The organism is Cloacibacterium caeni, from assembly GCF_907163105.1.
Lineage (GTDB): Bacteria > Bacteroidota > Bacteroidia > Flavobacteriales > Weeksellaceae > Cloacibacterium > Cloacibacterium caeni_A.
Genome location: NZ_OU015321.1, coordinates 702,040 through 726,415 on the forward strand (window position 1 = coordinate 702,040; position 24,376 = coordinate 726,415).

General features: G+C 35.2%; 22 protein-coding genes and 1 tRNA gene. 21 read left to right on the forward strand and 2 right to left on the reverse strand.

Translation table 11 applies throughout. The features are described from left to right. The first annotated feature begins 1 nt into the window (after position 1). Together KKQ76_RS03275 and KKQ76_RS03280 are read left to right on the forward strand one after the other, a co-directional pair. Entirely contained in the window at positions 2 to 208 is a 207-nt protein-coding gene (locus KKQ76_RS03275) for a YgaP family membrane protein (RefSeq protein ID WP_069796528.1), read from the forward strand. Between the two features lie 179 nt (positions 209 to 387). Beyond that, on the forward strand, positions 388 to 915 hold the full coding sequence (locus KKQ76_RS03280) for a GNAT family N-acetyltransferase (RefSeq protein ID WP_213195807.1): 528 nt from the start codon (positions 388 to 390) through the stop codon (positions 913 to 915). On the opposite strand, the gene KKQ76_RS03285 is transcribed toward KKQ76_RS03280, so the two are convergent. Together KKQ76_RS03285 and serB are read right to left on the reverse strand one after the other, a co-directional pair. Further along, complete coding sequence (locus KKQ76_RS03285; protein WP_213195808.1) at positions 916 to 1,056, reverse strand: hypothetical protein; 141 nt, start codon at positions 1,054 to 1,056, stop codon at positions 916 to 918. A 247-nt stretch (positions 1,057 to 1,303) separates the two neighbouring features. Then, complete coding sequence (gene serB, locus KKQ76_RS03290) at positions 1,304 to 2,506, reverse strand: phosphoserine phosphatase SerB (protein ID WP_317194554.1); 1,203 nt, start codon at positions 2,504 to 2,506, stop codon at positions 1,304 to 1,306. 251 nt (positions 2,507 to 2,757) lie between these two features. Between serB and amaB the strand changes: the two genes are divergently transcribed. From amaB to KKQ76_RS03375, 19 genes are all read left to right on the forward strand, one after another. Next, positions 2,758 to 4,311, forward strand: a complete 1,554-nt coding sequence (gene amaB / locus KKQ76_RS03295) for an L-piperidine-6-carboxylate dehydrogenase (protein ID WP_213195810.1) — start codon at positions 2,758 to 2,760, stop codon at positions 4,309 to 4,311. A 262-nt stretch (positions 4,312 to 4,573) separates the two neighbouring features. After that, positions 4,574 to 5,191 (forward strand): hypothetical protein, encoded by a 618-nt coding sequence (locus KKQ76_RS03300; RefSeq protein WP_213195811.1) that lies wholly within the window; start codon positions 4,574 to 4,576, stop codon positions 5,189 to 5,191. A gap of 49 nt (positions 5,192 to 5,240) precedes the next feature. Further along, positions 5,241 to 6,578, forward strand: coding sequence for an L-lysine 6-transaminase (lat, locus tag KKQ76_RS03305; RefSeq protein ID WP_213195812.1), 1,338 nt, complete (start codon positions 5,241 to 5,243; stop codon positions 6,576 to 6,578). Between the two features lie 131 nt (positions 6,579 to 6,709). Next, the gene (locus KKQ76_RS03310) at positions 6,710 to 9,676 is read left to right on the forward strand and encodes an amidohydrolase family protein (protein WP_213195813.1); all 2,967 of its coding nucleotides are present in this window, start codon (positions 6,710 to 6,712) and stop codon (positions 9,674 to 9,676) included. A 12-nt stretch (positions 9,677 to 9,688) separates the two neighbouring features. Next, the gene (locus KKQ76_RS03315; protein ID WP_213195814.1) at positions 9,689 to 10,957 is read left to right on the forward strand and encodes an amidohydrolase family protein; all 1,269 of its coding nucleotides are present in this window, start codon (positions 9,689 to 9,691) and stop codon (positions 10,955 to 10,957) included. Between the two features lie 30 nt (positions 10,958 to 10,987). Continuing rightward, entirely contained in the window at positions 10,988 to 11,221 is a 234-nt protein-coding gene (locus KKQ76_RS03320; protein ID WP_213195815.1) for a putative signal transducing protein, read from the forward strand. Positions 11,222 to 11,235: 14 nt separating this feature from the next. After that, positions 11,236 to 11,309 (forward strand) — tRNA-Ala (locus KKQ76_RS03325). Positions 11,310 to 11,470: 161 nt separating this feature from the next. After that, positions 11,471 to 11,674, forward strand: coding sequence for a helix-turn-helix transcriptional regulator (locus tag KKQ76_RS03330; protein ID WP_213195816.1), 204 nt, complete (start codon positions 11,471 to 11,473; stop codon positions 11,672 to 11,674). After that, a complete protein-coding gene (locus KKQ76_RS03335) occupies positions 11,674 to 11,994 on the forward strand; it encodes a HipA N-terminal domain-containing protein (RefSeq protein WP_213195817.1) in 321 nt (106 codons plus the stop codon). The genes KKQ76_RS03330 and KKQ76_RS03335 overlap by 1 nt, the downstream gene beginning before the upstream one ends. Positions 11,995 to 12,070: 76 nt before the next feature. After that, positions 12,071 to 12,940, forward strand: a complete 870-nt coding sequence (locus tag KKQ76_RS03340) for a type II toxin-antitoxin system HipA family toxin (protein ID WP_246501329.1) — start codon at positions 12,071 to 12,073, stop codon at positions 12,938 to 12,940. 146 nt (positions 12,941 to 13,086) lie between these two features. Further along, positions 13,087 to 14,940 carry a DNA topoisomerase 3 gene (locus tag KKQ76_RS03345; RefSeq protein ID WP_246501330.1) on the forward strand — a complete coding sequence of 618 codons (1,854 nt, stop codon included), beginning with the start codon at positions 13,087 to 13,089 and terminating at the stop codon, positions 14,938 to 14,940. A 483-nt stretch (positions 14,941 to 15,423) separates the two neighbouring features. Next, a complete protein-coding gene (locus tag KKQ76_RS12695; RefSeq protein ID WP_246501331.1) occupies positions 15,424 to 15,780 on the forward strand; it encodes a hypothetical protein in 357 nt (118 codons plus the stop codon). A 59-nt stretch (positions 15,781 to 15,839) separates the two neighbouring features. Beyond that, a complete protein-coding gene (locus tag KKQ76_RS12700) occupies positions 15,840 to 16,118 on the forward strand; it encodes a hypothetical protein (protein ID WP_246501332.1) in 279 nt (92 codons plus the stop codon). Beyond that, on the forward strand, positions 16,096 to 16,311 hold the full coding sequence (locus KKQ76_RS12705) for a hypothetical protein (protein WP_246501333.1): 216 nt from the start codon (positions 16,096 to 16,098) through the stop codon (positions 16,309 to 16,311). Before KKQ76_RS12700 ends, KKQ76_RS12705 begins: the two co-directional genes overlap by 23 nt. Before the next feature lie 84 nt (positions 16,312 to 16,395). Further along, complete coding sequence (locus KKQ76_RS03355) at positions 16,396 to 17,340, forward strand: S41 family peptidase (RefSeq protein ID WP_213195818.1); 945 nt, start codon at positions 16,396 to 16,398, stop codon at positions 17,338 to 17,340. Between the two features lie 751 nt (positions 17,341 to 18,091). Then, the gene (locus KKQ76_RS03360; RefSeq protein ID WP_213195819.1) at positions 18,092 to 18,553 is read left to right on the forward strand and encodes a transcriptional regulator; all 462 of its coding nucleotides are present in this window, start codon (positions 18,092 to 18,094) and stop codon (positions 18,551 to 18,553) included. 21 nt (positions 18,554 to 18,574) lie between these two features. Then, positions 18,575 to 19,759, forward strand: a complete 1,185-nt coding sequence (locus KKQ76_RS03365; RefSeq protein WP_213195820.1) for an efflux RND transporter periplasmic adaptor subunit — start codon at positions 18,575 to 18,577, stop codon at positions 19,757 to 19,759. After that, the gene (locus KKQ76_RS03370) at positions 19,759 to 22,902 is read left to right on the forward strand and encodes an efflux RND transporter permease subunit (protein WP_213195821.1); all 3,144 of its coding nucleotides are present in this window, start codon (positions 19,759 to 19,761) and stop codon (positions 22,900 to 22,902) included. Before KKQ76_RS03365 ends, KKQ76_RS03370 begins: the two co-directional genes overlap by 1 nt. 16 nt (positions 22,903 to 22,918) lie before the next feature. Further along, positions 22,919 to 24,325 (forward strand): TolC family protein, encoded by a 1,407-nt coding sequence (locus KKQ76_RS03375; RefSeq protein ID WP_213195822.1) that lies wholly within the window; start codon positions 22,919 to 22,921, stop codon positions 24,323 to 24,325. The last annotated feature ends 51 nt before the right edge of the window (positions 24,326 to 24,376 follow it).

A 24,376-nucleotide genomic window follows, 5' to 3' on the forward strand; every position in this document is an offset into this window, starting at 1 on the left:
TATGAAGACAAGAGTAATCCACGGGTTCGCAGGAACCATGATATTAACAAGTTTGTTATTGGGAATTTTTGTACACCAAAATTGGTTTTGGTTAACAGGTTTCGTAGGTGCTAATTTGTTTCAAAACGCTTTTACCAACTGGTGTTTATTAAGTACCATTTTAGAAAAATTGGGCTTAAAAGACGAAAAAGACACTTGTTGTAACTAAAAAATTTTCAATTGTGTCTATAGGCTTCGTTTGTATTTTACAAGTGGGGCCTTTTTTTATTATGATTTATCGTTAGGAAGTAATTAATAAAATCTTTTCATCAAGGAAAGAACAGAAGCTTTAAAATAAATTTTTTATGCTGGCCTCATTTTTTTATTACATTTGTTAAAATTAACATCATGGATTTCAGCATACAACCCGTTTTAGAAACGAATAAAGTAAGACTAGTTCCGCTTCAGGAATCAGATTTCGAAAGATTGTATCAAGTTGCTTCAGACCCTTTGGTTTGGGAACAACACCCAAATAAAAACCGTTTCCAAAAAGATATTTTTAGAAATTTTTTTGATGGAGCCATGATTTCCGAAGGCGCTTTTATCATCATTGATAAAGTAAGCAATGAAGTGGCTGGTAGTACCAGATTTTACAGTTATGACGAAGATGAAAACTCTATTTTCATAGGTTATACTTTTTATGGTAGAAAATTTTGGGGCGGTCAGTTGAATCCTATTGTAAAAAAAATGATGTTAGACTACATTTTCCAATATGTAGATTTGGTAAAGTTTCATGTAGGCGCAGAAAATTGGCGTTCCAGAAAAGCCATGGAAAAATTAGGAGCCGAATTCAAAGGAGAAGTAATGGTAGCGTATCACGGCGAACCTACCAAACAAAACGTAGAATATTGGATTAAAAAAGAAAACTGGAAATAATTACATACAGCCTTTCAAAGCATTAGCTCCCCATATTATCGCAATAAGTGAAATTGTGCCTTTTACTGAGAAAAATAAAATGCCTAGCCAACCGTATTTTTTAAGAAGGGTTTTCCATTTTGGAGTCTTTTTTTCTTCCATAAATATTTTTTTAATTTATAATATTGAATTTAAGAGCCTATCTAGATTTTATTATTTTAAATTTTGTAAACTCTGAAATATTCAATTTAAAAATGTTTTTTATATTGTATTTCTCGCAGATTTTGCAGATTAAGCCGATATTCTTTGAATATCTAAATCTGCTAAATCCGTCTAATCAGCGAGATAATTGATTCTAAATTTTTATAAATCTTAATGGCTTAAAATTGGTTCTAATTTGATGAAGATTCTAAAAATTTTCGTTGATGTGTTTGTCTCTAAATCCTAAAAAGTATAAAACTCCGTCTAAACCTATTGATGAGATAGATTGTCTGGCATTTTCTTTAACCTTTGGTTTGGCATGAAAAGCAATTCCTAGACCAGCAATATTCAGCATCGGTAAATCATTGGCGCCGTCTCCTACAGCTATCACTTGATCCAGTTCTATATTTTCTACTTGAGCCAAAAATTTCAAAAGTTCTGCTTTTCTGTTTCCGTCTACAATGTCTCCCAAATGTTTCCCCGTAAGCTTTCCGTCTTTTATTTCTAATTCGTTAGCGTATAAATAATCTACCCCAAAACGTTTTTTTAGATATTTCCCGAAAAAGGTAAATCCACCCGATAGAATAGCAATTTTATAACCGCATTTCTTTAAAATATGCATCAGTCGGTCTGCACCATCCATAATCGGAAGATTTTCTGCAATTTCTTGCAATACAGATTCGTCTAAGCCTTCCAAAAGAGAAACACGTTTTTTAAAACTTTCGCTAAAATCTATTTCGCCGCGCATCGCTGCTTCGGTGATGGCTCTTACTTCTTCACCAGCTCCAGCTCTTTCTGCCAATTCATCGATAACTTCTGTTTTGATTAAAGTAGAATCCATATCGAAACAGATTAAACGTCTGTTTCTGCGGTAAATATTATCTTTTTGAAATGAAATATCAATGTCTAATGCGCCACTTAAAGTCACAAATTTTTCGTGAATCAAATTCACATTTTGAGGAGTTCCACGCACCGAAAATTCTATACAAGACCTATTTTGACTATCGTCTTCAGAATCGAGTGGGATTCTTCCTGTCAATCTTTTAATGGTGTCGATGTTCAAACCTTGTTCTGCAATGACTTTCGTGACATGAGCCAATTGGTTGGCTTCTATTTTTTGGCCAAGAACGGTAATCACATAACTTTCTTTGCCTTGTCTGGAAACCCATTGGTCATAATCTGCTCTTTCGATGGGCGTAAATTTCGCTTGTACACCGAGCTCGTATGATTTAAAAAGCAAGTCTTTCAAAATATTGCCTTGCATTTGTGGGTCTAAACGAAACAAAATGCCTAAAGATAAAGATTGATGAATGTTTGCCTGACCAATATCGAGAATTGTTGCATTGTGTTTACTTAAAATTTCAGTGAGCGATGAGGTTACCCCGGGTTTGTCTTCTCCGGTAATACTCATTAATACAATTTCATGTTTGGTCATAGCAATTCTTTGCCCAAAAATACACAATTTCTGCAAAATTCCCTTTCTATACCATTCATTTTCTTTTCTGAAATTTTTAATATAATAGATATTTTATCTTTCAAATTCTTTTATTGTAAAAAATAAATTTATCTAATGTTTAATTTTGAAAAATATTTAACAAAATGCGATTTTTTTTATTGATTCTTTAAAATTTGATATATTTACCGAAATTCAAATTCAACATAATGTCAAAGAAAAATAAAGATTTCGGGATTGAAAAAGTTTTAAAAAATTTAGGAATTAAAGCAGAGAATAAAGGTACTTCTACCGGTGGAAAATGGTTTGCGACAGGAAAAGTAATCGAAAGTTACTCACCAGTAGATGGAAATTTAATTGCTAAAGTCACAGCTTCTTCTAAAAAAGACTACGAAAAAGTAATCGCAGAAGCAGAAAAAGCGTTCAAAGAATTCAGACTGATGCCAGCTCCAAAACGTGGAGAAATCGTAAGACAGTTTGGCGATAAACTCAGAAAACATAAAGAAGATTTAGGAAAACTCGTTTCTTATGAAATGGGAAAATCACTACAGGAAGGACTTGGCGAAGTTCAGGAAATGATAGACATCTGCGATTTTGCAGTAGGTTTATCTCGTCAGTTACATGGTTTAACCATGCATTCAGAACGTCCAGGTCACAGAATGTACGAACAATATCATCCATTAGGAATTGTAGGAATTATTTCTGCATTCAATTTTCCAGTAGCCGTTTGGTCTTGGAACACTGCGTTAGCTTGGATTTGTGGAGATGTTTGCGTTTGGAAACCTTCAGAAAAAACACCATTGTGCGGAATTGCTTGTCAAAACATCATCACAGAAGTGCTTCAAGAGAATAATCTTCCTTTAGGAATTTCAAATCTAGTCATCGGAGATGCTGAAATTGGAGATTTAATGGCAAAAGACACCAGAGTTCCTCTAGTTTCGGCAACAGGTTCTACCAGAATGGGAAAAATTGTGGCCCAAAATGTAGCGGCGAGATTAGGAAAATCTCTTCTAGAATTAGGAGGTAACAATGCAATTATTGTAACACCGGATGCTGACATTAAAATGACAGTAATTGGTGCGGTTTTCGGAGCGGTAGGAACTGCGGGGCAACGTTGTACTTCTACCAGAAGACTCATCATTCACGAAAGCATTTATGATAAAGTAAAAGATGCGATTGTAGCAGCTTACGGACAATTAAAAATAGGAAATCCTCTAGATCAAAACAATCATGTAGGTCCACTGATCGATACCGATGCAGTGAAAATGTATGAAGAGGCATTGAAAAAAGTGAAAAAAGAAGGCGGTAAACTGATTGTTGAAGGGGGCGTTTTAAAAGGAAAAGGCTACGAAAGCGGTTGCTATGTAAAACCAGCGATTGCAGAAGCAGAAAACCATTTTGAAATTGTACAGCACGAAACTTTTGCACCGATTTTATATCTGTTAAAATATTCAGGAGACGTAGAAAATGCCATCGAAATTCAAAATGGAGTAGCGCAAGGTTTATCTTCTGCGATTATGACAAATAATCTTAGAGAAGCCGAAAAATTCCTTTCTCATGCAGGTTCAGATTGCGGAATTGCCAACGTAAACATCGGAACTTCTGGTGCTGAAATTGGTGGCGCTTTCGGTGGAGAAAAAGAAACGGGTGGAGGAAGAGAATCTGGTTCTGATGCTTGGAAAGTTTACATGAGAAGACAAACCAATACCATCAATTACACCACAAACCTACCTTTAGCACAAGGAATTAAGTTTGATTTGTAGAATGCTAGATGTAAAATGCAGGATGCAGGAAGTCTGATTAAACAAGCAACGAAGTTGCGTAAGAAATAGCATAGTGCGAAGCGCTATAAAAATATTATAAATTGAATCGCAGAGCGATGAATGATTTCAAAGAATTGGAATTTATTCCAATAATTAGAAGTTATGAAGATAGTTTTCATAAAACAAGCAACGAAGTTGCGAAAGAAACAGCATAGTGCGAAGCGCTATGAAAAATATCAACAAAATGTTTCATTTTTAAAGAATGAAGAATCTATTTTTAATATTATCATTTTTTCTAGTTTTTTCTTGTGAAAAGAAGGAAAAAGAGAAAGTCAATAATAACGATTTAATTAAAAAAGAAAATTCAGAAATTTTCTACCCAAAAGATTTGATTGAACTTGAAATTAAAGATTCTTTAAACTGGGCTGCTCAGTTTAAAGAACTTCAGAAAGCTTTTTTAGAAAAAGATAAAACTCAAATTAAAACTTTTATTAAGAACCCAATAATTTCAGAATCCAATAGTATTTGGCATTTGTTAGAGATTGATGTTACGAAAAATGACAATACTGAAGTTCCATTTACTAATAAGGACTTCGAAAAGTATCATCATTTGATTTTTAGTCCAATTTTTTTGGAATTATTTCAAAAAATAGATTTCAATGAGTTTTATGTAAAAGGCAATTATGAAACAAAATTTATCAAAAAAGGAAAAGAAAGATATAAAATGATTTGTTCTAAAGTAGATGACCTTTACATTTTGAATTTGTATTCAGAAGCTGAATACGAAGAAGGAATGGGAAATATGGAATTTTCAGTTATCTATGAATTTAAAATAATCAATCAAAAATTGAAATTGATTGATATTCAACTTGCAGGATAGAATCATAAAATCATCACATCAACAAATTAACAAATTATCACATTAACATATGAACAAAACAATAGAATTAAGCCACGAAGTTGCAGGCAACAAAGTAAAAGCAACATTAGGAAAACATATTTTAGCAGATGGTTTTGATTTCGTGATGGATTACGAAAAATCTCACGGCTCATGGATTCATGACCGTTTAACCGGAACAGAATTTCTAGATATGTTTTCTATGTTCGGTTCTGCTTCGGTAGGGTATAATCATCCGTATATTGTAGAAAAATCTGCTTGGTTAGGCAAAATGGCGGTGTACAAACCTACCATGTCCGATGTGTATTTGCAGGAATATGCAGATTTTGTAGAAACCTTTAGCAAAGTTGCCATTCCAGAAGAATTGCCGTATTGTTTCTTTGTAGAAGGAGGTGCTCTTGCAGTAGAAAATGCTTTGAAAACAGCTTTCGACTGGAAAACCAGAAAAAATTGGCTCAAAGGAAGCAAAACAGAAGGTTCGGTAGCGATTCACTTTAAACAAGCTTTCCACGGAAGAAGTGGCTATACATTGAGCTTAACCAATACCAACGACCCAAGAAAATATCAATATTTTCCATTGTTTGATTGGCCAAGAATCATCAATCCGAAATTGCATTTCCCAATCACCGAAGAAAATTTGCAGGAAACCATCAAGAATGAACAATTAGCTTTGGTACAGATTGAAGAAGCGATTTTATCAAATCAAGATAAGGCAGCTTGTATAATCATCGAAACCATTCAAGCAGAAGGTGGAGATAATCATTTCCGTGATGAATTTTTAGTAGAATTAAGAAGAATCTGCGACGAAAACGAGATGCTGCTCATTTTTGATGAGGTGCAAACAGGAATCGGAATTACAGGTAAAATGTGGGCATTCCAAAATTACAGCGTAGTTCCAGACGTGATTTCTTTCGGGAAAAAAGCACAGGTTTGTGGTATTTTGGCAAGTAAAACCAAGCTAGATGAAGTAGAACACCACGTTTTTGCTGAAAGTTCTAGAATCAATTCTACTTTCGGAGGAAATTTCATTGATATGCTAAGATTCCAATTGGTTTTAGAAATCATCGAGAAAGAAAATCTTTTAGAAAATGTGCAAAAACAAGGCGAATTTTTATTAGAAGGTTTGCAAAAACTTCAAGCGAAGTTTCCGTACATAATTTCTAATGCAAGAGGAAGAGGATTAATGTGTGCTTTTGATTTACCAGATGGAAAAGCAAGAGCAGATTTCCAAGAAAGACTTTTCGAAGAACACGTAATTGTACTCATTTGTGGCGAAAAATCGATCAGATTCCGTCCACATTTGAATGTAACTCAAGAAGACTTGCAATTTGCTTTGGATAAAATAGAAAAAATTGCATCAAACTACTAAAACTATTAACATTTACTATACTTCTCACAATCGTTCAATTTTTAAAAATTGGGCGATTTTTTTTGACCTCTTTTTATTTCAAAAAATATTCCTATTTTTAAAAAATCTAAAAATAGTTCATTATTATTGATATGAAGAAAGTATTGAGTCTCTTTTCTTGCATTCTTTTCAGTTGGATGCAAGCACAATTAGGGTATTGGCAAAATGATACCACTACCAAAGATCAAAGCATTTATGCAATTAAAAACATCACCTTGTATCAGGATTACAAAACAGTGATTACAGATGCTGTTTTGGTGATTCAGAACGGCAAAGTGGTAGAATCTGGTAAAGTGGCAATCCCAAAAAATGCCGTGGTAATTGATGGAAAAGGAAAGTTTGTCTATCCTTCATTTATTGATTTGTATACCAATATCGGGGTAGAAAAATCTGAAGCGAAACAAGCGGATTCCAAAAGCATCTACCTTCCGAATACAACTTCTGCAGCGGCGTACAATGATGCTGTAAAAGCCTATTCTAGAGCTGTAGATCAATTCACCAATCAAGGAAAAGACTACGAAGAATACTTAAATCAAGGTTTCGGAACGGTGTTAAGTTTCAACCAAGATGGAATCGTGAGAGGTTCTGCGGTGCTGTACAATTTAGGAAACGGAAAACCTGCAGAAAAAATCATCAAAGAAGATGCAGCTTTAATGCTTTCTTTTGACAAAGGCAGTTCTAGACAGTCTTATCCTACTTCTTTGGCGGGTTCTATTGCCTTGTTGAGGCAGTTTTATTTAGATGCAGACTGGTATGAAAAAGGAGGAAATGCAGTAGAAAAAAATCTAAACTTAGAAGCTTTTAATAAATATAAAAAATTACCAACCATCATCGAAACTTCTGAAAAGTGGGATGTGTTGAGAGCGGATAAAATTGGGGACGAAGCCCTACAACAATTCGTTTTTATGGGTTCTGGAAATGAATACCAAAGAGCCAAAGAAATGAAATCTACAGGTGGTTTCTTTTTATTGCCTTTAGAATATCCGAAACCGTATCAGATTAATGATGCTTTAGATGTGGAAAATGCCAATGTTGCTGAATTAAAGCATTGGGAATTAGCGCCTTATAATGCAATGTTTCTTCAAAAAGAAAATGTAGACTTTGCCTTCACGATGAACAAGTTGAAAGACAAATCTTCATTCTTAGGAAAAATAAGAGAACTCTATAAAAATGGGTTATCTAAAGAAGCGATTCTGAAATCTTTGACCGAAAATCCTGCAAAAATTGTAAAATCTGAATCAAATTTGGGGAATTTAAGAAAGGGAAGTTATGCTAATTTCTTATTATTTACTGAAGATTTATTCAGCAAAGATGCCGTTTTACAGGAAAATTGGGTGGCAGGTAAAAATTTCGTAGTCAATAAATTATTAGACCAAGACATTAGAGGAGTGTATCAACTCACCATTAATAATCAAAACTATGATTTAAAAATTGCAGGTTCACTTCTGAAGCCAGAAGCCAAAGTAAGTCAGGAGAAAAAAGACGGAAAAGCAAAACTAAACGTGAGCGACTATAAAATGGCTCTGGAACTGGTTTTACCAAAAGATTCTGTACAGAATTATAGAATTCTTTATCCGCTTGCAGACTATAAAAACACCAATGGTTTTGCCCTGAACAAACAAGGTAACAAAGTGCCTTACAGCATCACCTTTGTAAAAAATAATGAAGCTGAAACCAAAAAAGAAGAACAAACACCAAAAGAAATCGGTAAAATTTGGTATCCTTTTGCAGCTTTTGGAAGCGAACATGTACCGACTCAAAAAGACTATATCATTAGAAATGCTACGGTTTGGACCAATACCTCAAAAGGAATTGTAAAAAATTACGATGTCAAAACTTCTAAAGGAAAAATCGTAGAAGTAGGAAGTCAATTAAGCAAAGGAAACGCCGAAGAAATTGACGGAACCAACTTACATTTAACCAATGGAATTATCGATGAACACACGCATATCGGACTTTCGAGAGGCGTAAATGAAGCGGGAAGCAATTCTTCTGCGGAGGTGAGAATGAGCGATGTCATCAATCCTGATGATGTGAATTTCTACAGACAAATTGTAGGAGGTGTAACTTCGGCACAACAATTACACGGTTCTGCGAATCCTATTGGCGGACAGTCTTCCATTGTAAAATTTGCTTGGGGAGAAAATGCCGAAAATATGAAATTCCCAAATGCACCTCAGTTCATCAAATTTGCTTTGGGAGAAAACGTAAAACAATCGAATTGGGGCAATAACCCTAATCGTTTTCCTCAGTCGAGAGGTGGAGTAGAACAAACATTTGACTTTTGGTTCACCAGAGCTTTAGAATACGAAAAAGAAAAGCAAACCAATAAAAATTACAGAAAAGATTTAAGACTAGAAACGCATTTAGAAATTTTAAAATCTAAACGCTATATCACGTGTCACTCTTATGTGCAAAGCGAAATCAACATGTTTATGAAAATTGCAGATAAATTTAATTTCAAAGTAAACACATTCACGCACATTTTAGAAGGCTACAAAGTGGCAGACAAGATGAAAACGCACGGAGCAAATGCTTCTACATTCTCAGATTGGTGGGGTTACAAAGAGGAAGTAAGAGAAGCGATTCCTTACAATGCAGCGATTTTATTAAAATCTGGGGTGAATACAGCCATCAATTCAGATGATGCAGAAATGGCAAGAAGACTGAATCAGGAAGCAGGAAAATTAGTAAAATACGGAAACATTTCTCAAGAAGAAGCTTGGAAAACCGTTACCCTTAATCCTGCCAAAATGCTGAAACTAGACCATAAATTAGGAACAGTAGAAGCGGGTAAAGATGCTGATTTGGTATTGTGGACAGACAATCCATTGAGTATTTATGCCACAGTAAACAAAACTTTTGTAGACGGAAAATTGATTTTTGATGCTCAAAAACAAGCCGAAAAAGATGAAATGGTGAAGAACGAGAAAAACAGAATTATTCAAAAAATGCTCTTCTCTGACGATGCCAAAAAAGGAAATACCCAGTCGGTAAAAACAGAGCAAAAGAAATTGTACCACTGTGACACTTTAGAAGAAGATTTTCATCAACACTAAAAATTAAATTTCATGAAAAAAATATTTTTCACTTTATATATTTTGGTTTCGGCAATGGTATTGGCACAAAGACCAAATCCTGCACCAGCGCAAAAAACTCCAATTGCCATTACCAATGCCACGATTCATACCGCTACAGGAACGGTTTTAAATAATGCTTCCCTCGTTTTTGAAAACGGGAAAATCACCCAGATTAATGGAAGTGTTCCGAGTAATGCAGAAGTCATCAATGCCCAAAATAAACACGTATATCCGGGTTTTATTTTGGTAAACAATACATTAGGTTTGGTAGAAATTTCCGCAACCAATGCTACAGTAGATTACAGAGAAGCCAATGATATTTCGCCAGAAGTACGTTCGCTCATCTCTTTCAATACAGACTCTCATGTTATTCCCGTGATTAGAAGCAATGGCGTTTTATTGACTCAGCCAGTTCTGAAACACGGCACATTGTCTTGTACCTCTTCCATCATGCAACTAGACGCTTGGAACTGGGAAGATGCGGTGGTAGCTACGGATAATGTTTTGCACCTTTCTTGGCCTGAAATTTTTAGAATTGACGATGAAAAAAGAAACAAAGAATTCCAAACCAGAAGAACAGAAAAAATTAAAGAACTCACTTCACTGTTTCAGAGAGCGCAGCAATATGACAATCAGCAAGTCAAAGATTATAAACTGAACGCCATAAAACCAGTCTTTGAAAATAGAAAACTATTTGTGGAAGTAGCAGGAGCCAATGAAACGCTGGAAGTCATTGCTTGGGCCAATAAATTAAACCTTAGAAATGTAGTTTTGATTGGTGAAAGCAATTTAGTAGGGGTTTTAGATGATATCAAAAAGAGCAATTTTCCACTTATCATCAAGAGAGTTCACAGCTTGCCAGTCAACAGTTCAGATTCTCCTAGATTGCCTTATGAATTTGCAAAATTGGTGCAAGACAAAGGCATTCTCTACGGGTTAGATTACAGTGGAGATATGGAATACCAAAATTCTAGAAATCTTCCGTTTTTGGCTGGAACTACCGTTGCGTATGGTGTAGAAAAAGAGAAAGCCTTACAAAGCATTACCATTAACCTAGCCAAAATGTTGGGAATTGATAAAAACTACGGAACTTTAGAAGTAGGAAAAAGTGCGACACTCTTCATTTCAGAGGGCGATGCACTGGATCAATTGACCAATAATGTGACAGAAGCCTTCATAGAGGGTAGAAAAATTAATCTAGACAATCAGCAGAAAGAACTTTACAAAACATATCAAGAGAAGTATCGATTAAATCAGTAATTTTTATAAATTTGTGTTAAAATTAGAAATATGGGAGCAGAATTACCAAGAGTTTTGGTATTTGAAGCAGATGAAATGGTTCAAATACAAATCGTGAAAAAGAAATTAGAAGATGCAGGAATCGCTTGTTCAGTAAGCAATAAATACCTTAATAATTTATTGGCTACACCTACTGCTACAGCTTTAAAACTAGAGGTAAACATTCAAGACGAACAAAAAGCTTTTGAAATTATAGACCATTATTTGGCAGAAAAAGAAAACTAAGTTTTCTTTTTTATGGGGAATTAGCTCATCTGGCTAGAGCGTTAGACTGGCAGTCTAAAGGTGGTGGGTTCGAGTCCCATATTCTCCACAAATAAACGTTAAAACACTTGCAATTTTGTAAGTGTTTTTTGGTTTTAAAACAAATATTACACCCGAAAAGGTATAATCTGTATAATTAAATCTATTTTTATACCCGTAAAGGTATATTTTTAGAAATTATTACTATATTTGTACCTTAAAGGGTATAAAATGGAAAGTAAACTTTCACTTTTTGTTAAGGAAAAACGCAAACAATTAAAACTTACTCAGCCAGAACTTGCCGAAAGAGCAGGGGTTGGGTTACGTTTTATTAGGGAGTTAGAACAAGGGAAACAGACGGTTCGCTTAGATAAAGTGAATCAAGTCTTGGCATTGTTCGGAAGTGAAATGGGGGTCATTAAAAAATCTGAATAATGAGACAGGCGCAAGTTTTTTATCAATATCAATTGGCAGGACTTCTCACTGAAAATGAAGAGGGGTATTTTTTTGTGTATGAAAGTCAATATCTTGAAAACTCAAATTCCAAACCTGTAAGTTTAACTTTGCCTTTACAAAAGGCTGCTTTTCAAAGTAAGATTTTGTTTCCTTTTTTTGATGGTTTGATTCCTGAAGGATGGTTATTGAATATCGCAATAGACAACTGGAAAATTAATCCGAGAGATCGTTTCGGTTTACTACTTTCTATGTGCAGAGATTGTATAGGTTGTATTTCTATCATTCCAAATGAAAACTAAAATGAAGAATTGTTTGTATTGTTATCAGCCTTTAGAAGGAAATGAAATAGATTTTCACCAAGCATGTTCCAAAAAAATGTTTGGGACAAACGTTTCACCTATTCTCGATTTTAATCTAAAAGAAACTGAAGAAATCGCCAAAAAATTGGTGATAAAAAGTATAGCGGTTACTGGTGTTCAGCCAAAACTTTCTTTGGAACTGGAAAAAAAATTAAAAGAAATTCCTCGTTTAACGATAGTAGGATTGCATGGGGATTATATTTTCAAGCCTCAATCTCAACAGTTTGCCGAATTGCCAGAAAATGAGGATTTAACAATGCATTTAGCGGAATTGGTGAAAATAAAAGTAGCAAAACATTCTCTTATTAGGCTAAAATCTGGCGAGTTAGGCTATATTACCAAAAGATTTGACAGAAACAAAGGAAAGAAAATAGCGGTAGAAGATTTTTGTCAGTTAAGCGAAAATCTTACAGAACACAAGTACAGAGGCTCTGTAGAAAAAATAGGAAAATTAGTTTGTCAATTCACTGAAAATAAAGGTTTTGAATCTCAACGTTTGTTTGAATTGGTACTTTTTAGTTTTCTCATAGGAAATGCAGATATGCATTTGAAAAACTATTCACTGATTGAAAATGCTTTGGGAGAGTATGAGTTTTCTCCAGCTTATGATTTGTTAAGTACAGTACTTGTCATTCCTGATGATAATGAAGAATCTGCATTAACCATTAACGGTAAGAAAAATAGAATAGGATTAAAGGATTTTAATAAATTAGCCAATTCCTTAAATATTAATGAGAAGTCTTTGCAGGCTATTTACACTCGTTTTAATAAAGTTTTACCAAAATGGAAAGATTTTATTAACCAAAGTTTTCTTTCTGATGAAATGAAAACCCATTATACTCAATTAATCACCCATAAATTTGATACATTATTTCCAAAAATTTAGAAAAACGGAAATGAATTGGGATAGAAAGAATTTTTAAAAAACCGTCTTAATTAAAGACAAACGTTTTTATCAAGCATAATTTTATAAATTTAATTCTTTTTTAAAATAAAAAAAATGCATTTTTGCAGCCCTTTTAGAATTCAACCATGAAACTTTGTATTGCAGAAAAACCAAGTGTAGCAAGAGATATCGCTAAAGTTTTGGGAGCTACCACTCCTAAAAGTGGCTATATGGAAGGCAATGGTTACTGCGTAACGTGGACTTTCGGACATCTGTGTACCTTGAAAGAGCCTCACGATTACGCACCCGAATACAAAGCGTGGAATCTCTTCTTACTGCCCATAATTCCTAAAAATTTCGGAATTAAATTAATCAACAATACCGGAGTAGAAAGACAGTTCAAAGTTATAGAATCTTTGGTCAAAGAATGTGAGGAGGTCATCAATTGTGGGGATGCTGGTCAAGAAGGAGAACTCATTCAGCGATGGGTTTTACAAAAAGCCAAATGTGATAAACCTGTAAAAAGACTCTGGATTTCTTCTTTGACGGAAGATGCCATAAAAGAAGGTTTTGAAAAATTAAAATCTGCCGAAGATTACAAAAATCTCTACTTAGCAGGAAACGCCAGAGCAATAGGAGATTGGCTTTTAGGAATTAATGCCACCCGTTTATTCACCAAAAAATTTGGTGGTAACAAAGCCGTTTTATCCATTGGGAGAGTGCAAACACCTACTTTGGCAATGCTCGTGAAACGCCAAAAAGAAATAGACGCCTTCGTGCAAAAAGACTATTGGGAACTCAAAACCAAATACCGAGAAGTGTTTTTCACAGCGGCAATTGACCGTTTACAATCTGCAGAAAGAGCAGAAAAAGGTTTAGAATACCTGAAGCAAAATCTTTTTGAAATCATTGCTTTTGAAATCAAAGAAGGAAAAGAGAAAAATCCACGATTGTTCGACTTAACGGGACTTCAGGTAGAAGCCAATAAAAAATATGGATTTTCTGCAGAAAGCACACTCAATTATATCCAAAGCCTCTACGAGAAAAAACACACCACTTATCCTAGAGTAGATACTACCTACCTTTCGGAGAACTTATATCCAAAAATTTCTGGAATTCTCAGAAGCATGAATTTTTATTCAGACTTAACGGCTCCTCTTTTAGAAGCGCCAATTCCAATGTCAAAAGCCGTTTTTGATGATGCCAAAGTCACAGACCATCATGCGATTATTCCAACGGAAATTCCGCCAACCTCCAATTTGACCAGAGAAGAAAAATTAGTCTATGATTTGGTGGCAAAGCGTTTTATAGCGGTTTTTTATCCAGAATGTAAAATTTCCAATACTTTGGTAGAAGGTCTGGTAGGAACCATCAATTTCAAAGCGTCGGGAAAACAAATTCTCGAGCCAGGTTGGCGCATCGTCTATGCCAAAGACCAAAAAGAAACGGCTGAAAAAGAAGAAAAAAATGAAGAACAACTTATTCCCGAATTTACAGTGGGCGAAAAAGGCGAACACGAACCTTTCGTGCATCAGGGAAGAACTTCTCCGCCAAAACCATATACAGAAGCTACATTGCTAAGAGCCATGGAAACCGCTGGAAGACAAGTGGAAGACGAAGAACTGCGTGAACTTTTGAAAAATAACGGCATCGGTAGACCTTCTACCAGAGCAAACATCATAGAAACACTTTTTAAAAGAAAATACATCGAAAAGAAAAGGAAAAATCTTTTCGCGACTCAAACGGGTATTGATTTAATTGATACCATAGAAGATGAATTGTTAAAAAGTGCCGAACTAACAGGAGAGTGGGAACAAAAACTCAGAAAAATTGAAAAAGGCGAATACGAGGCACAAAAATTCAAAGAAGAACTCATAGAAATGGTAACCCAACTCACCAAAAAAGTTATCGACAGCAAAGGAAAAGTCATCTCTTTTCAAGAAGAAAAACCCATCAAATCCAAAACCAAAAAGAAAAAAGACAACAATCCCGGCGACTGAGAATAGTCGAAGTCCGGTATCTGAGCCTGTCAAATTCCGTTGGCTGAGCTTGTCAAAGCCACTTTATCATTCCGTAGGAACCCCGATTTCTCAAATTTTAATCCGTGACTTTCATCACATCATCATCTCATCACCACATCCCACATCAATTTCCCCGCCGCTTCATAGCGAATGAATTTCGCCAACTTAGCTCACTTAAAAAAGCAATTCAAAGAAAAAAATCTTTGCGATTCAAAAACAATTCTCCCATTGAAACAGATTTCTAATCATGAGTAAAATATATAACCTTGTCATTCTGAACGAAGCACAGCGTAGTGAAGGATCTCTTCAAAAGGCAAAATATTTCAAAATCACATCTTCACGACTTTACAATTTTACAATTTCTCCTGATGGCGTAGATTTCTAATCCGTGACTTTCCCTCACATATTTCATTTATTTTGTATAAATTTGTTAGAAACTAAATAACCCAAGCACTTCTAAATATGAAATCATATTTCAATTATTTTCTAATTCTAATACTTCTTTCTTTTATCATTATCTCTTGCAAGACAAGGGAGACCAACTACATTACTTATTATAATAAAGTAAATGAGATTGATAGCATCTACAGAATTGCTCAAAGACCTAAATTAGCAATAAAAAAAATCAGAAAATTATTCAAAGAGTTTCAACCTAAAAATCAAGAGAGAATAGAAGAATTTGAAAATTATATTTATTTGAGTGATAAGTATCAAAAAAATTTCGGAGGTAAAAAAAATCTGTACAAGTTTATTACTTTAATTGCACCTTATAGAAACGCTTATCAAGAGCATTTACCCTTGTTAAAAAATATGGAATAGACAGTTTAGAAGCAGCCAATGAAACAGATTTATGGGTGAGGTCAAGAGAAAAAGTATTAATGGATTCTATTACAACTCTTTTTATACGTGATCAAGAAGGAAAACGTTTAGATGTAAATATAAGTGCTAGAAATGATTTAAAAAATGCGAACCTTATGAAGTGGATATTTGATAATTATGGATATCCTTCTTTACAAAAAGTGGGTGTTTTTGGGAATGATGATGTCTTTTTACCAATGAGTACCTTTTTTAGTCACATGTCGGCTTCGCAAGATTATCCTTATTTTAAAAAAAAAATTAAAAAGATATTTAGAAATGGGGGATTGTACTCCACGTGAATATTCAACGATGGTAGACCGTTATCATTTACAAGTTTTAAAAGACAAAATACTCTATGGTTCTTATATTGGAATAGATGGAATTTCTGATACAATTCAAGTAAATAAAAATCGTAAAAGTGTAGGTTTACCATCATTAAAGCATAACAATATAATTACAAAAGACTTTTTAAAAAAGTTAAATAAAAATTAACCACGATCGCGCGGATTTTTAATCCGTGACTTCCTTCATCTCATAACTCATAACCCAATTCTTAAATTTTAATAACCTCCTGAAATGAAACTAATACCAATTTTCTTTTTTGTGATTACTTCATCATTTGCATTTGGTCAATTTAATGATAAAAAAGAATTCAAAAAAGTGACAAGTGAAATCTTAGACATTATTAAAAGAAAATCAATGGTCAGAGATTCTATTGACTGGCCTGAATTTACCCATGAAATTGAAAACGAGGTAGATAACGCAGATTTATCCCAAGCAAATTTTATAATTTATAAGATCATCAGAAAACTAAGAAGCTATGGTGATAATCATTCTATTTATCAAGACAAAATTGAGACTGAGACCTATTATTCAAAAAAAGATTCAATTTCATACCCTACCTCTAAATTAATAAATGGAAATATAGGTCTATTAATTTTACCGTCTCATTTATCAATGAATCCAGAGGAAAATTTAAAATATGCTACTACTCTAAGAGAAGAAATTCAAAATTTGGATCAAAACCAGATTTCAGGTTGGATTATAGATGTAAGAGAAAATGAGGGAGGTAATATGTGGCCAATGATTGCAGGACTCAATCCTTTAATTCAAGATGGAATTGTAGGATTCTTTGCAAGTAATAAAACCATTACAAATTGGTATTCAAAATCAATAAAGCCAATTGGAGTTAAGAGAATGACAAATAATTATAAATGCAAGGATTTAAGCAAAAAAATTGCAGTTTTAATAAGTGACAAAACGGCAAGTAGTGGTGAAATGACAGCAATATCTCTTCTAGGTAGAGAAAATTCAAAAACATTTGGTAATAAAACTGCTGGATACACAACAGCTAATGCAATGTATAAACTGAGTAACGGGGCAACTCTTCTTTTAGCGGTGAGTTATTCAATGGATAAAAATAAAAAAAAATATACCGATGGAATTAATCCAGATATATGGATTGAAGAAAATGAGGATATATTAGGGAGTGCAGTAAAATGGTTAGAAAAATCAGAATAAATAAACATCGATAGCATGGATTGCTAATCCGTGAATACAAATCAGAACTCTGTCATTCTGAACGAAGCGTAGCAAAGTGAAGAATCTCTTTATAAGGGATAGTGTCCTTTTCTACATGCATAAACTGAAAAACTAGTGCACTTCCCACAACATCTCCGATGTTCCTCAGTGCGCTCAAAAACACAATCATTTCACCGATTCTCCGTGAACTTTGTGATAGAAATACTCGCACCTCGCACGCCGCATCTCGCACCTCATCCTGATGGCGCGATTTTCTAATCCGTGACTACAAACCAGAACTCTGTCATTCTGAACGAAGCGCAGCAAAGTGAAGAATCTCTTTATAATAGAATATGTTCTTTTCTACATACATAAACTGAAAAACCTGTGCACTTGCAAGAACATCTCCGATGTTCCTCAGTGCGCTCAAAAACACAATCATTTCACCCTATCTCTGTGAACTCTGCGATAAAACCTATACTTCATAACCCATCACCTCATCCCTCATAACTATATAACTTCATTACTTCGTCATTCATCCTCAAATTCTCAAATGAACCCCGCACTCAGAACCCCGAACCTCGTATCTAGTTTCATCAATTCATCAATTCATAACTCATAATTCATAACTCATAACTCATAACTATATAACTTCATCACCTCCTCACTAAAAAAAATTGATAAAATCTATCTATTTTAGTTCGTTTAGTTCCGAACTAATTGGTAAATTAGCGCCTCAATTCATTTCTAAATGAAAAATAGTCTACAAATAGAACCTCAAGTATATCAAGAATTAGTAGATTTCTATGGTCAACTCTTTGATATGCCACCACTTTCTGCTAAAATTTACGCATACCTTGCTTTTGATTTTGAGCGTAAAGGATTATGCTTTGATGAATTGGTAGAAACTTTCTGTGCGAGCAAAAGTTCTATCTCTTCGAGCATTAATTTTTTGCTCAATGCAGAACTCATCAAATCACTCAATAAAATCGATGAAAGAAAGAGATATTTTCTCATCAACGAAAGCTTTATCAACATCAGATTTGAAGAAATTGTGACTCGAATGAAACGAGAGATAAAAATTTTAGACCAATTAAGTGAGTTTAGAAGAACTCAGGTCAATAATACCGAGTACGAAAAACGATACTCACTTTATAAATCCCTTTTAGAAAAAAACATTGCCAATATTCAGGAAACATTAGACAAATTATAAATTATGAAAAAATTGAATCATATGAAAAATATTTTTTTACTCCTCATCTTATCAATTCTATCAGTCATTTCTTGTAAAAAACAAGAAGAGAAAAAAGACGGTCCAAAACCTTATCCCGTAATCAGTGTAGAAACCAGAAACGTAACAGGATATGATGTCTATCCTGCTGCGATAAAAGGAGTAGTAAATAATGATGTTCGTGCAAAAATTCAAGGATATATTACTCAGGTTTTAGTAGATGAAGGCCAATATGTAACCGCTGGTCAACCGCTGTTCAGACTAGAAACCAACATGCTAAGCGAAAATGCAGATGCTGCAAAATCTGGAATTACGGCGGCACAAGCCAATGTTTCTGCGGCGAGAGCAGCTGTAAATGCAGCGCAAGTAGAAGTAAATAAATTAAAACCTTTGGTGGAAAAAAATATCATCAGCAATGTACAATTGCAGACGGCTTTAGCAAATTTAGCCAGAGCACAAGCGCAACTGTCACAAGCAGTGGCTTCTCAGCAACAAGCATCTGCTAACTATAAGTCAGTACAGGCGAATATCAATTATTCCATCATCAGAGCGCCTATTTCAGGAATTGTAGGAAAACTGCCATTGAAAGTTGGAAGTTTAGTTGGCCCTTCGGATGCTACACCGCTCACTACCATTTCAGATACCCGTTCTGTATATGCATATTTCTCCATGAATGAAAAAGAATATTTAGATTTTTTAGAAAAATCTTACGGAGCTACAGTTCCTGAGAAAATCAAAAATCTACCCAACGTAGAACTGGAATTAGCCAACGGAAGTCTCTATCCAGAAAAAGGAAGAATAGAAGTGGTAACAGGTCAGATTGACCCAGCCACAGGAACCATTCAATTCAGAGTAGGTTTCCCTAATCCTTCTAAATTACTCACCAACGGAAACAGTGGAGCCATCAGATTTCCTAAATTCTATGACAATACTTTAGTGGTTCCAGAAAGTGCTACCTATGAACAGCAAGGTATGGTTTACCTATTCAAAGTAGAAAAAGATACCGCTAAAAATACAGTGATTGAAGTACAGGACAGAATTAATAACATGGTCATCATTAAATCTGGCGTAAACAAAGGTGACAAAGTAGTAGCTGCAGGAATTGGCGGACTAAAACCAGGAACGGCAATTATTCCAAAACCTGCAAAATTTGATAGCATTGTACAATCTATAAAACCGCTTTTCTAATGATAAAGAATTTCATCAACAGACCGGTTTTATCAACCGTAATTTCTATTCTCATCGTTATTTTAGGGGTGCTGGGATTGATGGCTTTACCCGTAACTCAATATCCAGATATCGCACCGCCTACGGTAAGCGTATCGGCAAATTATACAGGAGCCAATGCAGAAACGGTGATGAAAAGTGTAGTAGTGCCGTTAGAAGAACAAATCAACGGGGTAGAAGGAATGAGCTATATCACTTCTTCTGCGGGAAATGACGGTTCGGCGAACATTCAGATATTTTTTAAACAAGGAGTAAACCCAGATATTGCTGCCGTAAACGTGCAGAACAGAGTAGCCAGAGCTACACCGCTTTTGCCAAGCGAAGTAACGCGTTCTGGAGTGGTAACGCAGAAACAACAGACCAGTGCGCTAATGTACCTCTCTTTTTACTCAGAAAATAAAAAAATAGATGATGTTTATCTTCAAAATTATTTGAATATCAATGTTATTCCAAACATCAAAAGGATTAATGGAGTAGGAGATGCCAATGTAATGGGTGGAAAAAATTATTCCATGAGAATTTGGCTAGACCCAAATAAACTAGCTGCTTATGGACTGAACCCTACAGATGTTACCGCAGCGATAAACGAACAGAGTAGAGAAGCTGCTGCAGGTTCTATCGGACAAAACAGTGGTAGTTCTTTTGAATACGTCATCAAATACGTTGGGAAATACAACAGCAAAGAACAGTATGATAACATCATCATTAAATCTTTTGGAAACGGACAAAACCTAATGCTGAAAGATGTGGCTAAAGTAGAATTGGCCGCACAATCTTATACAGGAAGAGGGGAAAACGGAAATTCTCCAGCCATAAGTATGGGGATTTTCCAAACGCCGGGTTCTAATGCACAAGATATTATCAACGATATCAAAGCTTACCTAAAAACCGCTGAAAACGACTTCCCAGAAGGGATTCACTATACCGTAAACTTTGACACCAATGAGTTTCTGGATGCCTCTATCGAAAAAGTAGTCCATACTTTAATTGAAGCGTTTATCTTGGTATTCATCGTAGTATTTATTTTCTTGCAAGATTTCCGTTCTACATTGATTCCGGCAATTGCAGTTCCCGTATCGATTATTGGAGCGTTTTTCTTTTTGAATCTTCTAGGATATTCATTGAATTTATTGACGCTTTTTGCTTTGGTTTTGGCGATTGGTATTGTGGTAGATGACGCCATCGTAGTAGTAGAAGCAGTACACGCCAAAATGGAACACGGCATTAGCGATGCCAAAAAAGCTACGATTGAGGCCATGCACGAAATTACAGGAGCGATTATCTCTATTACTTTGGTAATGGCTGCCGTTTTCATTCCGGTAACTTTTATTGAAGGACCTACTGGTGTGTTCTATAAACAGTTCGGGATTACCTTAATCGTGGCGATTTTAATCTCAGCAATCAACGCATTAACATTGAGTCCAGTGTTGTGTTCATTATTTTTAAAACCTCAACATCACGATAAAGAATACGAAGAAAAAACCACCATGGGAAAATTCTTCCACAGATTTAATGCAGGCTTCAAAGCATCTACAGACCGTTATGGAAGAGCTTTTGTATATCTGATCAGACACAAGAAAGTGACCGTTATTATTTTTGCCATTACCATGGGAATTTTATGGTGGGCAAATGCTTCCATGAAAAAAGGTTTCGTTCCGAATGAAGACCGCGGAATCATCTTTACAGATGTTCAACTTCCTGCAGGAGCTTCTATGGAAAGAACGTATAACGCTTTGAAAGCGATTCAACAAAAAGCCTTACAAATTCCGGGAGTGAAAAACGTGACCATTTCTACAGGAAGAGGTTTCTTATCAGGAAACGGAAGCAATAATGGTTTGGCGTTCATCAGACTAAAACCTTTTGAAGAAAGAACCAGTGACGACGAAAAAATAGAAAACATTACCAAAAAACTCTTCGGAATGGCAGCTACGGTTCCAGATGCTAAAGTAGTGTTTTTCCAACCACCTTCTGTTCCAGGTTTTGGAAGCAGTGCAGGTTTTGAAGCGGTTTTACTGGATAAATCAGGGGGTGATTATGCAGATTTAGACAAAGTGACGCAAGAATTCATCGGGAAACTCATAGAAAGACCTGAAATAGAATTTGCACAGACTTCTTTTAATACCAAGTATCCTCAGTATCAAATGTCGATTAATGTTCCCGTTGCAGAGCAATCTGGCGTTTCGGTAACGGATATTTTGAATACCATGCAAGGTTACATCGGTGGAATTTATGCAGCAGATTTTACCAAATATGGAAAACAGTTTAGAGTGATGGTGCAAGCGTTACCAGATGCCAGAAAATCTCCTGAAAGTTTAAATGCCTTATACGTAAAAACCAAATCTGGAGTAATGGCGCCGATTTCTCAGTTTGTAACCTTACAAAAAACCTATGGTCCGCAATCCGTAAGCCGTTACAACTTATTCACTTCCGTGAAAATTACAGGTTCTAATGCGCCGGGTTACAGTACCGGAGACGCAATTAGAGCAGTACAGGAAGTGGCAGATGGTGCACTCAACCAAAACTACGAAGTAGAATTTACAGGTTTGTCAAGAGAAGAATTAGCTTCTGGCTCTCAAACGCTGTTGATATTCCTCTTGAGTTTGGTATTTGTGTATTTCATTTTAGCAGCGCAATATGAAAGTTATATCTTACCGCTAATTGTGATTATTTCCCTTCCATTAGGAGTGATGGGTGCGTTTTTAGGTCAAAAATTAGCAGGCTTAGAAAACAATATTTATTTCCAAATTGCCCTAATCATGTTGGTAGGTTTATTGGCGAAAAATGCCATTCTAATTGTAGAATTTGCAGTGCAAAGACGTCATCACGGCGAAACCTTAGTCATGTCTGCCATCAATGCAGCAAAAGCGAGATTAAGACCGATTTTAATGACTTCATTTGCGTTTATTTTTGGTTTATTGCCTCTGATTTTCGCAACAGGAATTGGTGCGGTAGGAAACCGCTCGATTGCAACAGGTGCAGCTGTAGGTTTATTGATAGGTACATTTTTAGGATTGGTGGTAATTCCTGTATTATTCGTGATTTTCCAATATTTACAGGAAAAAATAACGCCGCCTAAAAAACTGGAAATCAATTTGGCTGAATAATTTTAAAACTAAGTTTATGAAAGTAACAATCCATAAAATCATTCTTATATTTTTCGTGAGTTTTTTGGTGATTTCTTGTCACACCAGACAGAATTACCAAAGAGCTAACGATGTGGTAGACGAAAAGCTTTTCAGAACTGATGCTTTGCCAAAAGACAGTCTAAGCATGGCAAATCTCTCTTGGAAAGAAATTTTTACCGATGCTGTTTTGCAAAAACACATCGCCAAAGCTTTAGAAAATAATCTAGACATCAGAATGGCTTTGCAAAATATTGCAAGCGCAGAAGCGTATCTAAAACAGTCAAAAGCAGCGTATCAACCCACCATTTCTGTGGGACCTGATTATTCTTTTAATACCTCGTCGCTGAACACTCAGTTCGGACAAATTGTAGGAGAAAGAAGATACATCAATCAATTTGATATTACGGCAAACCTTGGTTGGGAACTAGACCTTTGGGGAAAATTAAAAAGACAGGAAAAAGCGCAATATGCAGCCTATCTGAGTTCTGTTGCAGCGCATCAAAATGTAAAGAGCAATTTGGTGGCTTCTATTGCCACGGCGTATTATCAACTGTTGACTTTTGATGAACAGAAGAAAATTTTCAGCAATACCATAGAAATTCGAAAAAAGAATTTAGAAACCACTAAAGCATTAAAAGATGCGGGAATAGTTTCGGAAGTGGCGGTTCAACAAAGTGAAGCGTTGGTGTATAATGCCGAAGCTTCTTTAGTGACTTTAGAGGTTCAAATTCAGATGTTAGAAAATACCATTTCTTTGTTAATGGGAGAACCTTCTCACGAAATCGAAAGAACATCCCTCAGTACACAGAATTTTGCGCTCAATACGGATTTAGGTTATCCTAGTGCGCTTTTGGCGAATCGTCCAGATGTGAAACAGGCAGAATTTAACCTCATCAATGCTTTTGAACTCACCAATGCTGCGAAAGCACAGTTTTATCCTAGTCTTAGAATCACAGGAAGTACAGGAGTACAATCGGTAGATATTGACAAGTTATTCAGTGGAAATTCTGTTTTTGCCAATGTTTTGGTAGGATTGGCTCAACCGATTTTGAATAAAAGACAAATCAGAACCAATTACGAAGTAAGTTTGGCCAACCAAGAAAGAGCTTATCTGAATTTTAGAAAAACCATTCTGAATGCGGGAAATGAAGTTTCAGATGCGTTGAAAATGTATAATGCTCAAGACCAATTTATCGCATTTAAGAAAAAAGAATTATCAGCGTATGATAAATCCGTAGAGTTTTCTCAGGAATTGGTGAATTACGGAATGGCAAATTATTTAGAAGTGCTGAATGCCAACGTGAATAAATTGAATGCAGAAATCAATATTGCCAATGCTCAATATTCAAAATTACAAGCAGGAGTAGAATTATACCGTGCTTTAGGAGGCGGTTGGAGATAGAAAATGTTTTGAAATTTTTGTTAAAAAGGCGTTCAATTTTAAGAATTGAGC